This window comes from Extibacter sp. GGCC_0201 (assembly GCF_017566055.1).
GTDB lineage: Bacteria > Bacillota > Clostridia > Lachnospirales > Lachnospiraceae > Extibacter.
Map to the genome: position 1 here is coordinate 115,835 of NZ_JABFCH010000001.1, position 12,857 is coordinate 128,691.

The 12,857-nt window shown below is 48.9% G+C and carries 13 protein-coding genes; 12 read left to right on the forward strand and 1 reads right to left on the reverse strand.

Annotated features, from left to right (window positions below; translation table 11 throughout):
* The first annotated feature begins 155 nt into the window (after positions 1–155).
* The 4 genes from ilvN to HJV72_RS00550 all read left to right on the forward strand — a co-directional run bounded on the left by ilvN (position 156) and on the right by HJV72_RS00550 (position 3,222).
* Positions 156–653, forward strand: a complete 498-nt coding sequence (gene ilvN, locus HJV72_RS00535; RefSeq protein ID WP_049728187.1) for an acetolactate synthase small subunit — start codon at positions 156–158, stop codon at positions 651–653.
* Positions 654–722: 69 nt separating this feature from the next.
* Positions 723–1,736: a ketol-acid reductoisomerase gene (gene ilvC / locus HJV72_RS00540; RefSeq protein WP_208067832.1), complete on the forward strand. Its 1,014-nt coding sequence runs from the start codon at positions 723–725 to the stop codon at positions 1,734–1,736.
* A 161-nt stretch (positions 1,737–1,897) separates the two neighbouring features.
* Positions 1,898–2,539 (forward strand): phosphoribosyltransferase, encoded by a 642-nt coding sequence (locus tag HJV72_RS00545; RefSeq protein ID WP_208067833.1) that lies wholly within the window; start codon positions 1,898–1,900, stop codon positions 2,537–2,539.
* 41 nt (positions 2,540–2,580) lie between these two features.
* Positions 2,581–3,222, forward strand: a complete 642-nt coding sequence (locus tag HJV72_RS00550) for a phosphoribosyltransferase (protein WP_208067835.1) — start codon at positions 2,581–2,583, stop codon at positions 3,220–3,222.
* A 148-nt stretch (positions 3,223–3,370) separates the two neighbouring features.
* Here HJV72_RS00550 and rpsT read toward each other — a convergent pair whose 3' ends face one another.
* Positions 3,371–3,634, reverse strand: a complete 264-nt coding sequence (gene rpsT, locus HJV72_RS00555) for a 30S ribosomal protein S20 (protein ID WP_132275076.1) — start codon at positions 3,632–3,634, stop codon at positions 3,371–3,373.
* A 185-nt stretch (positions 3,635–3,819) separates the two neighbouring features.
* On the opposite strand from rpsT, the gene gpr reads away from it, so the two are divergent.
* The 8 genes from gpr (at position 3,820) to HJV72_RS00595 (ending at position 12,852) form a co-directional block, all read left to right on the forward strand.
* Complete coding sequence (gene gpr, locus HJV72_RS00560; protein WP_208067837.1) at positions 3,820–4,773, forward strand: GPR endopeptidase; 954 nt, start codon at positions 3,820–3,822, stop codon at positions 4,771–4,773.
* Between the two features lie 150 nt (positions 4,774–4,923).
* A complete protein-coding gene (gene spoIIP / locus HJV72_RS00565; protein WP_243765470.1) occupies positions 4,924–6,111 on the forward strand; it encodes a stage II sporulation protein P in 1,188 nt (395 codons plus the stop codon).
* A gap of 110 nt (positions 6,112–6,221) precedes the next feature.
* Entirely contained in the window at positions 6,222–8,144 is a 1,923-nt protein-coding gene (locus HJV72_RS00570) for a DNA gyrase/topoisomerase IV subunit B (RefSeq protein WP_208067839.1), read from the forward strand.
* 14 nt (positions 8,145–8,158) lie between these two features.
* Positions 8,159–10,399, forward strand: a complete 2,241-nt coding sequence (locus HJV72_RS00575; RefSeq protein ID WP_208067841.1) for a DNA gyrase/topoisomerase IV subunit A — start codon at positions 8,159–8,161, stop codon at positions 10,397–10,399.
* Positions 10,400–10,574: 175 nt separating this feature from the next.
* Positions 10,575–11,042, forward strand: coding sequence for a ribosome maturation factor RimP (gene rimP / locus HJV72_RS00580; RefSeq protein WP_066575590.1), 468 nt, complete (start codon positions 10,575–10,577; stop codon positions 11,040–11,042).
* Positions 11,043–11,063: 21 nt separating this feature from the next.
* Complete coding sequence (gene nusA, locus HJV72_RS00585; protein ID WP_208067842.1) at positions 11,064–12,254, forward strand: transcription termination factor NusA; 1,191 nt, start codon at positions 11,064–11,066, stop codon at positions 12,252–12,254.
* Between the two features lie 33 nt (positions 12,255–12,287).
* Positions 12,288–12,542, forward strand: coding sequence for an RNase P modulator RnpM (gene rnpM, locus HJV72_RS00590; protein WP_208067844.1), 255 nt, complete (start codon positions 12,288–12,290; stop codon positions 12,540–12,542).
* Positions 12,529–12,852, forward strand: coding sequence for a L7Ae/L30e/S12e/Gadd45 family ribosomal protein (locus HJV72_RS00595; protein WP_208067846.1), 324 nt, complete (start codon positions 12,529–12,531; stop codon positions 12,850–12,852). Before rnpM ends, HJV72_RS00595 begins: the two co-directional genes overlap by 14 nt.
* The last annotated feature ends 5 nt before the right edge of the window (positions 12,853–12,857 follow it).

The window sequence follows — 12,857 nt, forward strand, 5'->3', positions numbered from 1 at the left end:
ACTATACTTGTTTTAGCAGGTCAAATAAAGTAAACTGAATAAGGAACATAAACCATATTTTCCGTAAAAGAGACACTTGACAAAAACACAATAAATTGATATCATTAAAAAACAGAACGCACTCTGTTTTGGTGATGGAAGAAAAGAGGTGCAGTATGCAGAGAGTATATTCATTGCTGGTAGACAATAATCCAGGTGTGCTAAGCCGGATTGCCGGATTGTTCAGCCGCCGCGGCTACAGTATCGACAGCATCACGGCAGGCGTGACTGCGGATCCGAGATTTACGAGGATTACGATAGTGGCAAGCGGGGATGAGCTGATTCTGTCCCAGATCGAGAAGCAGGTAAGGAAGCTCGAGGATGTGATTGAAATCAAGGTTCTGAAGCCGGAGGATTCCGTCTACCGGGAGCTTATCATGGTCAAGATACTTGCAGATCCCGCACAGCGGGCGGAGATCGTGTCGCTGGCTGACATTTTCCGGGCGAAGATCGTGGATGTGGAGAAGGAGTCTCTCATGGTGGAACTGACCGGAACCCAGTCCAAGCTAGAGGCTTTCCTGAATCTGCTGGATGGATACGAGATACTGGAACTGGCGAGAACCGGAATAACCGGACTGTCACGCGGCATCAAAGATGTGACGATCATAGAGTAGCATGAACAAGTAGGAAGCTAAAGGAATCACCCTTTAACGATAAAAGTAATGAAAGCAGGAGGAATACATATGTCAGCAAAAATCTATTATCAGGAAGACTGTAATTTATCCTTATTAGAAGGAAAGACGATTGCCGTCATCGGCTACGGCAGCCAGGGGCATGCACACGCCCTTAACTTAAAGGAATCCGGATGCAATGTGATCATCGGCCTTTATGAAGGAAGCAAGTCATGGGCCAAAGCAGAGGCTCAGGGATTCGAGGTGTTTACAGCGGCAGAAGCGGCAAAGAAGGCGGATATCATCATGATTCTTATCAATGATGAAAAGCAGGCTGCCATGTATAAGAATGACATCGAGCCAAATCTGGAAGAAGGCAACATGCTCATGTTCGCGCATGGCTTTGCAATTCATTTCGGACAGATCGTAGCACCGAAGAATGTAGACGTTACGATGATTGCTCCTAAAGGACCTGGGCACACGGTAAGAAGCGAATATCAGGCAGGAAAAGGTGTTCCATGCCTCGTTGCGGTAGAGCAGGACGCTTCCGGCAAAGCACTTGACAAAGCACTTGCATATGCACTCGGCATCGGCGGAGCAAGGGCAGGCGTTCTGGAGACGACATTCAGAACCGAGACAGAGACCGACCTCTTCGGAGAGCAGGCCGTATTGTGTGGCGGCGTATGCGCACTGATGCAGGCAGGCTTCGAGACGCTTTGCGAGGCAGGATATGACGCGAGAAACGCATACTTCGAGTGTATCCATGAGATGAAACTGATTGTGGATCTGATCTACCAGTCAGGATTCGAAGGAATGAGATACTCCATCTCCAATACGGCAGAGTACGGCGATTACATAACAGGGCCGAAGATTATCACAGAAGACACGAAGAAAGCGATGAGGAAGATCTTAAGCGATATCCAGGACGGCACATTTGCCAAAGACTGGCTGACAGAAAATGCGTGTGGTGCACCACATTTCAGAGCGATGAGGAAACTGGCCACCGAACATTCGTCAGAAAAGATAGGAGCAGAAATCAGAAAGCTCTATAGCTGGAGCGACGAAGACAAGTTGATTAATAATTAATTTTGAAAGGGGTCAGACCCCTGCGTATGCAGGGGTCTGACCCCTTTCAAAATTCCCCCCGTTTTCAGAATACTTACTGTAATTTTCTGTCCGGTATGTTAAAATATAATTATCCAATAAATCTCGAATATTGCAAATCATGGCAGAAAGGAGAGTGGGCCATGGATATTAAATTACAGGATCTGCGTTCGGAGAGGAACCCCAAGGCGAGAATCAAGATTATGCAGGGGCATTTCGCGAGAAGCCATTCCCATGTGAATACTTACATAGACATATCTACAGTCAAATGCCGGTGCAACAATGCAAGGGAAGCTGCCCGGGTGCTGGCGGAGCCGTATCTTTCATCGACACAGGTCGATACGATCGTCTGTCTGGACGGCATGGAGACGGTAGGAGCGTTTCTGGCCGAAGTGCTGATGGAGCCGGGTTCGATATCGGTCAACGGCGGAAGCAACATATCGGTCGTGGCGCCGGAGCAGAACCAGCTCGGCCAGATGATGTTCCGGGACAACACGAAGCGGATGATAGGCGGACAGCATGTGCTGATTCTTGCCGGTTCCATCAACACGGGCAGGACGATGCTCCAGGCAATCGACACGGTCGTCTATTACGGAGGAAACGTGTGCGGCGTGTGTGCCGTGTTCAGTGCGGCAACCAAAGTTGCAGGCATTGATATCCATGCTATCTTTACCATGAGGGAGATTCCTGGATACCAGGTGTATCCGGATCATGACTGCCCGCTATGCAGGCAGGGGATTAAAGTCGATGCTATAGTGAACAGCTATGGATATTCTGGTTTATAGCTGCTTTGAACAGCCAATTATAAAAAGGAGGAGTAAGACCGATGGATTCAAGATTTACAGATCTGCGTTCAGCCAAGAACCCAAAAGCGCGTATCAAGATAATGAAGGGACATTTTGCCACGAGCAATTCTCACCTGAACACTTACATTGATATGTCAACCGTCAAGACGAGGCATAACAACGCAAGGGAGGCAGCAAAGGAACTGTCAAACGAGTATGTCAACAATACGATGGTGAATACGATCGTCTGTCTCGATGAGACGGAAGTTATCGGGACGTTCATGGCAGAACAGCTTGCCGACGGAAGCAGCATGTCGCTGAGCGCCGGCAATAATATTTCTGTCATCACGCCTGAATTCGATATGCATGGACAGATTATGTTCCGCGACAACAAGCAGCGTATGATTCGGAATCAGCAGGTGCTCATACTGGCAGCTTCTGTCACGACAGGTAAGACGATACACAGAGCTATAGACTCGATTTTGTACTATGGTGGAACCGTCTGCGGGATATGTTCCATATTCAGTGCGGTGGACAAGATAGCAGGCATGGAGATTAAGACGATATTCATGAGCAGGGATCTCCCGGATTACCGAGCATATGACGCCGGCGACTGCCCACTCTGCAGGGAAGGAAAGCGAGTCGAAGCGCTGGTGAACAGCTACGGCTATTCCAAGCTGTAAAAGCATGAGCAGAAAGACAAATGGGAAAGGGAAGGTAGATTGTCATCTGCCGTCCCTTTCCCATAAGGAATAGACTTCACATCAATGAGAGGCATAAAAAAAACAGCCACTGACGGGATGGCTGTTCTTTATAAATCCTCTATTCTAATTAAGCAATCGTGTTTACAGCTTTTGTTAAACGGGAAATCTTTCTAGAGCAGGTATTCTTGTGATATACGCCTTTGCCGCCTGCTTTGTTGATTTCTCTGATTGCAGTCTTGAGAGCGTCTGCAGCTACAGCCGCATCTTTATTAGCAACAGCAGTCTCGACTTTCTTAACGCAAGTTTTAACTTTAGATTTGATTGCCTTATTTCTAGCAGCTTTTGTTTCGTTTACTAAAATTCTTTTCTTTGCAGATTTGATATTAGCCAACTCGTCCACCTCCAATATCTTATAAATTCTTATTTTTCGATTTCATATTCGTTAGATCCGGACACGGACGTTCTAACGGAACATACTCATTCATTTTATTCCAAGGAATACATAATGTCAATACATATTTCTCAAAATTTTGTAAAAACTAGCACTTAAATGACGACTAAAGCGAGGGTGTGGAAATGATTGAGAAGTATAGCATCAGAACAGACCTGGCATTGGAACAGAAAGAACGTTTCGAGTCAGATAATGTTGAAGTACAAGGGGTTGTATTGGAAGAAAGTTATGATGAAGAACGTGAGATAAGGATTACCACGGTTAAGATTGAGACAGAGAAGGGCGCCAAGACGATGGGCAAGCCTGTCGGAACCTATATAACGATGGAAGCGCCGAATCTGGCTGTTCCGGATGAAGGGTATCACGAGGAAGTGTCCGAAGAGCTCATGAAGTTCCTCCAGAAGTTCATCGATAAGGACAAAAAGGACTATTCTGTCCTTGTGGTAGGGCTCGGCAACCGTATGGTCACGCCGGATGCGCTTGGCCCTTATGTGGCGGATAATCTCAACATCACAAGGCATATCGTGAAAGAGTACGGGAAATATGCCATGGGGGAAGATGAGGTACATCTGATCAGCGCCATCGTACCTGGCGTCATGGCCCAGACCGGCATGGAGACGGTCGAAATCATCCGGGGCGTAGTCAAAGAGACAGAACCGGACATTATCATCGCGATTGACGCGCTCGCCGCAAGAAGTTCGAAGCGGCTCAACCGTACGATTCAGATTGCAGATACAGGAATCAATCCGGGCTCCGGAGTGGGGAACCACAGGAACGCGATTACAGAAGAGACGGTGGGTGTCCCGGTCATAGCAATCGGCGTTCCGACTGTAGTAGATGCAGCCACGATCGTAAACGATACGATGGAAAATCTTATCGCCGCGCTGGAGACTTCAGAGACGCTTCGGGGAGTGGGCGTCGTGATGCAGGGGTACAATGCCGCGGAAAAATATGAGCTCGTAAAAGAACTCATTTCCCCCCATCTGAACGGGATGTTCGTGACGCCCAAGGACATCGATGAGACGGTCAAGCGGATTAGCTTTACTATATCAGAGGCATTGAACATGCTGTTTGCATAAGGGCGGCACCTCTGCCCGCCGGCGGGAACATCAGCTGCTTCAGACCAGATGGAGGTTTATTGCGAAGGACATGCACATAATCACGATGACAGCATCATATAGTGTTAAAACAGCAATAAAATGTAATCAGATTAGGTGCGTGGTTTAATTTTGAAAGTAAGACATCGGATCAATAAAATAGTCATTGCAGTGCCCGTATGCATTCTGGCAGTCTATGCCGGAATGCATACGCATGTAGACCCGGCTGGCAAGGTCAAGTATGAACTGAGCGAGATGCTCATGGAAGAATCACAGCAGATATATCTCCCGGGATTTGCGTATACGCAGGGGAGCAGAGGAAGCTCCTTCAGAGACTGGGTGACGACGGCGGCCATGAATATGATGCCGCTCGGCACTTATGTAGAAGGAAAGTCAAACATACATACGGATGTAGAAGATAAAGAGACGTACGAGATGATACTGGCACAGCAGGCTAACGATGAGAATGCAGTCGATGAAAACGGCAAGCTGATCCAGAACGACGAGAAAGCGCAGAACGAAGAGGCCGTACAGACGTCGGGGACGAAGATTGATACATCCATAGAAAAACTGAAGAACTATGAGTATCTCGTCGGCAATTTCTATGTGATTGACGGTGGTACGATGACATCGGCCGATGAGCTGAATGCAGAGAAGCTGATGGCCAAAGATATGAAGATAGACGAAAAGGCGGACGGTCCAAAGGTCCTCATCTACCATACCCATTCCCAGGAAGCATTTGCGGATTCTACGGATGGGGATACGAGCACGACTATCATGGGTATGGGCGACTATCTCTCCAGTCTTCTGAATGACAAGTACGGTATCCAGACGATGCACCATGAGGGCGTCTATGATCTCGTGGACGGCAAGCTGGACAGGAGCAAGGCTTATCAGCTGGCAGAGCCGGAGGTTCAGAAGATACTGGAGGAGAATCCGAGCATCGAAGTTGTCATCGACCTGCACCGGGACGGCGTGGCGGAAGGGACGCATCTCGTGACGAAAGTAAACGGAAAGCCGACGGCCCAGATAATGTTCTTTAACGGTCTGAGCAGAACAAAGGCCAACGGTAACATAGACTACCTGAAAAACCCGTACATAGAGGATAATCTGGCATTTTCACTTCAGATGCAGGTTTCCGCCGCTAACAAATACCCCGGATTCACGAGACGGATATACCTGAGGGGTTATCGTTATAATATGCACCTGAAGCCAAAGACGCTGCTCATAGAGGCCGGTGCGCAGACAAATACGGTGGAAGAGATGAGGAATGCGATGGAAGTCCTGGCAGACACACTAGATAATGTGCTGACAAAGTAAAATGTGTTTGATTAACCCTATATTTTGTGCTACTATAATGAAAGCATGGAATTTTCTGCCGTTTTGGAGGCGGAAATTGATGAAGATACACATGAAAGGAACCAGAAGGAATGACAAAGAAAAATACATATGATGCTGACAGTATTTCTATATTGGAAGGGCTTGAGGCAGTCCGGAAACGGCCAGGCATGTATATTGGAAGTGTCTCCACGAAAGGGCTGAACCACCTGATTTACGAGATTGTAGACAATGCGGTGGATGAACATCTGGCCGGCTGCTGTGATGAGATACGCGTGACGCTGGAAAAAGACGGTTCGGCTACCATATCTGACAACGGCCGCGGCGTCCCGATAGGGCTTCACGCAAAAGGAGTATCGGCAGAACGTATCGTATATACCACGCTTCATGCAGGAGGCAAGTTTGACGATTCCTCGTACAAGACGAGCGGAGGTCTGCATGGCGTGGGATCTTCTGTCGTTAACGCTCTTTCTGCTTATATGGATGTACAGGTGAGCAGGGAAGGATATATCCACCATGACCGTTACGAGCGCGGCAAGCCTGTCATAGAGCTTAAGGACGGTCTTCTTCCGACCATCGGAAAGACGAGAAAGACCGGCACTAAGGTGAATTTCCTTCCGGATGATACCATATTTGAAAAGACGAGGTTCCGTGCGGAAGAAGTAAAGAGCCGGATGCATGAGACTGCCTATCTGAACCCCGCTCTTACGATTATCTTTGAGGATCTGCGGGGAGAGGCTCCCGAGCATATCGTATATCATGAGCCGGATGGCATCCTCGGCTTTATCAAGGAGCTGAACCAGAAGAATGAAGCCATCCACGAGCCGGTGTATTACAAAGGGACGGCTGACGGCGTCGAGGTGGAAGCCGCTTTCCAGTATGTCAATGAGTTCCATGAGAATGTGCTCGGCTTCTGCAACAATATATACAATGCCGAGGGCGGTACCCACCTGACCGGATTTAAGACGACATTTACGACCGTCATGAACCAGTATGCGCGGGAGCTCGGTATACTGAAGGAGAAGGATGCCAATTTTACAGGTGCGGATATACGTAACGGCATGACGGCTATCGTCTCGATCAAGCACCCGGACCCGAGGTTTGAAGGCCAGACGAAGACGAAGCTGGACAACCCCGATGCCGCCAAAGCAGTCAGCAAGGTGTCAAGCGACGAGATAACAAGATATTTTGACCGGAATCTGGACAACCTTAAGAAAGTCATCTCATGTGCGGAAAAGGCGGCCAAGATTCGTAAAACCGAAGAGAAGGCCAAGACGAACCTTCTGACCAAGCAGAAATATTCCTTTGACAGCAATGGAAAGCTGGCCAACTGCGAGAGCCGGGACGCCGGGAAGTGCGAGATCTTCATCGTGGAGGGAGACTCCGCCGGAGGCTCCGCAAAGACAGCGAGAGACCGGATGTTCCAGGCCATACTCCCGATTCGAGGTAAGATTCTTAACGTGGAGAAGGCGAGCATAGACAAGATACTTGCCAATGCGGAGATTAAGACGATGATCAATGCATTCGGATGCGGATTTTCGGAAGGGTACGGCAATGATTTCGACATCAGCGGCCTGCGCTACGATAAGATCATCATCATGGCGGATGCCGATGTGGACGGCGCTCATATCTCCACGCTGCTTCTGACCTTGTTCTACCGTTTCATGCCGGAACTCATCTACGAAGGCCATGTATATGTAGCTATGCCACCGCTCTACAAAGCCATACCGAAGAAGGGGGAAGAAGAGTACCTGTACGACGACAAGGCATTGGAGCGCTACCGTAGGTCACACGACGGCCCGTTTACGCTGCAGCGTTACAAAGGCCTTGGCGAGATGGATGCACAGCAGCTCTGGGAGACGACCCTGAATCCGGAGACACGGCTGCTGAAGCGTATAGAGATTGAGGATGCCAGGATGGCGTCCGGCGTGACGGAGATGCTCATGGGGACGGAAGTTCCTCCGAGAAGGACATTCATCTATGAAAATGCCACCGAGGCAGAACTGGATATATAAGAGGAGAAGATAAGATGCAGGATTCACAAATCATAAGAACCGAATACTCGGATCTGATGAAGAAATCATATATCGATTATGCGATGAGCGTCATCGTGGCCAGAGCCCTGCCTGATGTACGGGACGGGCTGAAGCCGGTACAGAGGAGGACGCTCTACGATATGCATGAGCTCGGTATCCGCTATGACAGGCCATACCGGAAATGTGCCCGTATCGTGGGAGATACGATGGGTAAATACCACCCCCACGGCGACAGCTCCATCTATGACGCGCTTGTAGTCATGGCGCAGGAGTTTAAAAAAGGCATGATTCTTGTAGACGGCCATGGGAACTTTGGATCCATCGAAGGAGACGGCGCCGCCGCCATGAGGTATACGGAGGCACGCCTGGCCAAGCTAACGCAGGATGCATATCTGGCGGATCTAGACAAGGACATCGTAGACTTCGTCCCAAACTTTGACGAGACGGAGAAGGAGCCTGAGGTGCTGCCCGTGCGCGTTCCCAACCTGCTCATCAACGGGGCGGAAGGTATCGCGGTAGGTATGGCTACAAGTATTCCGACCCATAACCTGGGGGAAGTGGTCGATGCCGTAAAGGCATACATGAAAAATGATGAAATCAGCACAAAGCAGCTTATGAGATATATAAAAGGGCCGGATTTCCCGACCGGAGGAATTGTGGTCAATAAGGACGAACTGCCGGACATCTACGAGAGCGGGGCAGGCAAGATCAAAGTCCGGGGAAAAGTTGAGACGGAGGATATGAAGGGCGGCAAGAAGCGGCTTGTGGTGACAGAGATTCCTTATACGATGATCGGAGCCGGAATCGGCAAGTTCCTCAATGACGTATGCTCCCTTGTGGAGTCGAAGAAGACGAATGACATCGTCGATATCTCGAACCAGTCGTCAAAAGAAGGGATACGTATCGTCATCGAGCTGAAGAAGGGCGCGGATGTAGAGAATCTGACGAATATGCTCTACAAGAAGACACGTCTGGAGGACACGTTCGGCGTCAATATGCTCGCAGTCGCTGGAGGCAGGCCGGAGACGATGGGGCTTAAGCAGATTATCGAACACCACGTGGACTTCCAGTTCGAGCTGGCCACCCGCAAGTACAAGAACCTTCTCGCGAAAGAGCTGGACAGAAAAGAGATTCAGGAAGGGCTCATCAAAGCCTGCGACGTCATCGACCTTATCATAGAGATACTGAGGGGCAGCCAGTCGGTCAGGGATGCGAAAGCATGTCTTACAAAAGGCGTGACGGAGAACATCAAGTTCAAGACGTCCATATCAAGGAAGATGGCGGCCATGCTCCGCTTTACCGAACGCCAGGCGTCCGCAATACTGGAGATGCGGCTGTACAAGCTGATCGGACTGGAAATAGAAGCGCTTCAGAAGGAGCACGAAGAGACGCTTAAGAATATTGCCTCATATGAAGATATCCTGAATAATTATGATTCCATGTCAGAAGTCATCATGGAAGATCTGGACAGGATCAAGAAAGAATATGGACGTCCCCGGCGCACAGCGGTAGAAAATGCGGCGGCGGCCGTATTTGAAGAAAAGAAGATAGAAGAGCAGGAGGTCGTGTTCCTTATGGACCGCTTTGGCTATGCAAAGACGGTAGACCATACGGTGTATGAACGGAACAAAGAAGCGGCCGATACAGAGAACCGCTATGTGCTCTCCTGCATGAATACAGGGAAGGTCTGTATCTTTACCAATACAGGCAGGATGCACCAGATTAAAGTGCTGGACCTGCCTCACGGCAAATTCCGGGACAAAGGCCTGCCAATCGATAATGTGAGCAACTATGACAGTACGCAGGAGTCGATTGTCTATCTGTGCGATGCGCAGCAGATGCAGATTGCCAGGCTGCTGTTCGTGACGAAAGCCGGGATGGTCAAGAAGGTGGACGGCATGGAATTCCAGGTCGCCAAGCGTACGATAGCGGCCACGAAGCTCCAGGACGGGGACGAGCTCGTAAGCGTGCAGGTGATAAATGACAGCCAGAATATCGTCCTGCAGACGGCAGACGGATATTTTCTGCGCTTCCCCGCCGCAGAGGTGTCGGAGAAGAAGAAGGGGGCTATCGGCGTCAGGGGAATAAAGCTCCAGAGGAAAGACGAAGTGGAACATGCCTATCTCTTTGAAGAGGGCACAGAGACGAAGGTGGAGTACAAGGAAAAGGAAGTGTCGCTCAACAGGCTCAGGCCAGGCAGGAGAGACACCCAGGGAGTGAAAAACAGAGGATAATAGCGGCACGGGACACCTCCCCTGTGCCGGAAGCTGCCTGAAAGTAAAGTTTTTCCCGTATTTCCTTGCATTTCCGCAGAAACGGTGCTATACTAAATAACAGTTACATAAAGAAAACGGCAGAAGAGTGAACGGAAGTTCACTCTTCTTTGTTGGTAGGAAAGGAAGTTGGAATTTGTCAAAGAGAGAAATATACGAACAGAAGACGGAAGAGATCCTTCTCCCGATAGTGGAAGAATACGGGTTTGAGCTGGTGGATGTCGAGTATGTAAAGGAAGGCAGCACATGGTATCTGCGTGCGTACATCGACAAGCCCGGAGGCATCAATATCGATGACTGCGAGAAGGTGAGCCGAAGGCTGTCCGATATACTGGATGAAAAGGATTACATGGATGACGCTTATATTATGGAAGTAAGTTCCCCGGGGCTCGGGCGTCCGCTGAAGAAAGAAAAAGATTTCAGGAGGAGCCTTGGAGAGGAAGTCGAGATAAGAACCTACCGCATGATGGATAAACAAAAGGAATTTTTCGGGATTCTGAAAGAGTATGACGACAGTACAGTTACAATATTGCAGGAAGATGAGACCTTAAAAACATTTGCCAAAAGCGACATCGCGCTTATTCGCTTAGCGTTCGATTTTTAGATTTTAGGAGGAGAAATAGTAATGAACACAGAGTTATTAGAAGCGTTAAATATTTTGGAAAAAGAAAAGGATATCAGCAAAGAGACACTGTTGGATGCGATTGAAAATTCATTGCTGAATGCTTGTAAGAACCATTTCGGAAAAGCGGACAATATAAAAGTCATCATGGACAGAGAGACATGTGATTATAAATTATTTGCCGAGAAGACTGTAGTGGAAGAGGTGGAAGACGATCTGGAGCAGATAAGCCTTGAGAAGGCGCGGGAGATCGACAGTACCTTCGAGCTTGGAGATATCGTGCAGATTCCGATAGAGTCCAAGTCTTTCGGACGGATTGCCACCCAGAATGCCAAGAACCTCATCCTGCAGAAAATCAGGGAAGAAGAGAGAAAAGTCGTATACGACCAGTATTTTGAAAAAGAAAAAGATATCGTGACAGGTATCGTACAGCGCTATGTAGGTAAAAATATCAGCATTAACCTCGGCAAAGCAGATGCCATGCTTACGGAAAACGAGCAGGTAAAAGGTGAAGTGTTCAAGCCGACAGAACGCATCAAGCTGTACGTCGTGGAAGTGAAGAATACGACCAAGGGGCCGAAGATCCTTGTCTCCCGTACACATCCTGAGCTTGTGAAGCGCCTCTTCGAGTCTGAGGTGACGGAGGTCAAGGACGGCACGGTCGAGATCAAGAGCATTGCAAGAGAAGCCGGAAGCAGGACGAAGATAGCCGTGTGGTCCAATGATCCGGATGTGGATCCGGTAGGGGCCTGCGTCGGCATGAACGGGGCGAGGGTGAATACGATTGTCAACGAGCTCCGCGGTGAGAAGATAGACATCATCAACTGGAGCGACAATCCGGCTATTCTGATAGAGAATGCCTTAAGCCCCGCTAAGGTCATCTCCGTCATGGCGGATCCGGACGAAAAGGCGGCAAGCGTCATCGTTCCGGATTACCAGCTGTCTCTGGCGATCGGCAAAGAGGGCCAGAACGCCAGGCTCGCAGCCAGGCTTACGGGCTATAAGATTGATATCAAGAGCGAGACGCAGGCAATCGAATCAGGGGAGCTGCCTGAGAATTATATGGAACTGAGCGAAGGTGTCTATGAAGAAGAGATGTATGAGGACGGATTCGACGGCGAATACACCGAGGAATATCCGGAAGATTATGAGGACGGCACTGAAGAGATAGAATTTACAGAAGCAGAGGATTAGGGTGATTGTTTGAGCAGCAGCAGGAAGGTGCCTATGCGCAAATGCGTAGGCTGTCAGGAAATGAAGGGTAAAAAAGAAATGATTCGGGTTATCCGTACGGAAGATGGAGAATTTCTTCTGGACGCAACCGGCAAGAAGAACGGACGGGGCGCTTATGTATGCAAGGCGAGAGCTTGTCTTGAAAAGGCGGTTAAGAATAAAGGCCTGGAACGTTCATTTAAACAGTCCATTCCAAGAGAAGTATACGAAAAACTGGAAAAGGAGATGGAATCGCTTGGGCCAGAATAAGATATTGTCTCTGATAGGCATCGCCACGAAAGCCGGCAAGACGGCAAGCGGTGAATTCTGTACGGAGAAGGAAGTAAAGTCAGGGAGAGCCGCGCTGGTGATCGTGGCAGGGGATGCATCTGATAACACGAAGAAAAAATTTCAGAACATGTGTGACTTTTATAAAGTGCCAATCTATTTTTATAAAGATAAAGATACCTTGGGGCATGCAATGGGAAAAGAATTCCGGGCATCTCTTGCGGTACTTGACGAGGGATTTGCAAAAGGGATCAGAAAACATATGGATACAGAAGATAATACGATTGCATAAAGGAG

What these genes read in the sequence shown, in the direction of transcription:
- nusA (WP_208067842.1), top strand. Translation starts at nt 11,064, where the DNA reads ATGAACACAGAGTTATTAGAAGCGTTAAATATTTTGGAAAAAGAAAAG.
- HJV72_RS00550 (WP_208067835.1), top strand. Translation starts at nt 2,581, where the DNA reads ATGGATTCAAGATTTACAGATCTGCGTTCAGCCAAGAACCCAAAAGCG.
- HJV72_RS00545 (WP_208067833.1), top strand. Translation starts at nt 1,898, where the DNA reads ATGGATATTAAATTACAGGATCTGCGTTCGGAGAGGAACCCCAAGGCG.
- gpr (WP_208067837.1), top strand. Translation starts at nt 3,820, where the DNA reads ATGATTGAGAAGTATAGCATCAGAACAGACCTGGCATTGGAACAGAAA.
- ilvC (WP_208067832.1), top strand. Translation starts at nt 723, where the DNA reads ATGTCAGCAAAAATCTATTATCAGGAAGACTGTAATTTATCCTTATTA.
- ilvN (WP_049728187.1), top strand. Translation starts at nt 156, where the DNA reads ATGCAGAGAGTATATTCATTGCTGGTAGACAATAATCCAGGTGTGCTA.
- HJV72_RS00575 (WP_208067841.1), top strand. Translation starts at nt 8,159, where the DNA reads ATGCAGGATTCACAAATCATAAGAACCGAATACTCGGATCTGATGAAG.
- HJV72_RS00570 (WP_208067839.1), top strand. Translation starts at nt 6,222, where the DNA reads ATGACAAAGAAAAATACATATGATGCTGACAGTATTTCTATATTGGAA.
- rnpM (WP_208067844.1), top strand. Translation starts at nt 12,288, where the DNA reads ATGCGCAAATGCGTAGGCTGTCAGGAAATGAAGGGTAAAAAAGAAATG.